This is a genomic window from Mycobacterium sp. E2989, assembly GCF_001667595.1.
GTDB lineage: Bacteria > Actinomycetota > Actinomycetes > Mycobacteriales > Mycobacteriaceae > Mycobacterium.
On the sequence record NZ_LZJX01000056.1, the window covers coordinates 1 to 677 of the forward strand.

2 protein-coding genes and 1 pseudogene are annotated in these 677 nt (G+C 73.6%); 2 read left to right on the forward strand and 1 reads right to left on the reverse strand.

Annotated features, from left to right (window positions below; translation table 11 throughout):
• Positions 1 to 7: 7 nt before the first annotated feature.
• A complete protein-coding gene (locus tag A5680_RS25170) occupies positions 8 to 169 on the forward strand; it encodes a DUF4244 domain-containing protein (protein WP_082970336.1) in 162 nt (53 codons plus the stop codon).
• Positions 170 to 204: 35 nt separating this feature from the next.
• On the forward strand, positions 205 to 495 hold the full coding sequence (locus A5680_RS25695) for a TadE family type IV pilus minor pilin (RefSeq protein WP_082970323.1): 291 nt from the start codon (positions 205 to 207) through the stop codon (positions 493 to 495).
• A 108-nt stretch (positions 496 to 603) separates the two neighbouring features.
• On the opposite strand, the pseudogene A5680_RS25705 reads toward A5680_RS25695, so the two are convergent.
• Positions 604 to 672, reverse strand: a pseudogene (locus A5680_RS25705) (DUF4244 domain-containing protein); the annotation flags it as partial.
• Positions 673 to 677: the final 5 nt, after the last annotated feature.

Genomic DNA, 677 nt, shown 5'->3' on the forward strand with positions numbered 1-677 from the left:
GGCGACGGTGTTGGCGTCGGACGAGTCGGGCATGTCCACGGTCGAGTACGCCATCGGCACCGTGGCGGCGGCCGCCTTCGGGGCGATCCTGTACACCGTCGTGACCGGCGACTCCATCGTGTCGGCGCTGACCAACATCATCGGCCGCGCGCTCAACACCAAGGCCTAGCCGGCAGTGCCGGTGCCGCCACCGTCGAGGCCGCGCTGGGCATCGCCACGCTCGTCGTCGTGCTGGTGCTGTGTCTGGCCGGCATCACGGCTGTGTCGATGCAGGTGCGCTGCGTGGACGCCGCCCGGGAGGCCGCCCGCCTGGCCGCCCGCGGGGACGAGGGCTCGGCGGTGGGCGTCGCCCGCCGCGTCGCCCCCGGCGGGGCGCGCGTCGAGGTGCACCGCGACGGTGAGTTCGTGGTGGCCACCGTGGTCGCGCACTCCAAGTTGTTGCCGGCGATCGAGATTGTGGCCAAGGCTGTTTCGGTGGCCGAGCCCTCGGGATGATCGGGGCGCGGCCACCCTGGTCGCGGCCTGGATGGTGGCGGTGCTGCTGTCCGTTACGGGGGCCGGGGCGTACCTCGGTGCGGTGGTGGTGGCGCGGCATCGCGCGCAGGCGGCCGCCGCCACGGTGCCGATGGCGTACTCGACCGTGGACATGCCCGACTCGTCCGACGCCAACACCGGCC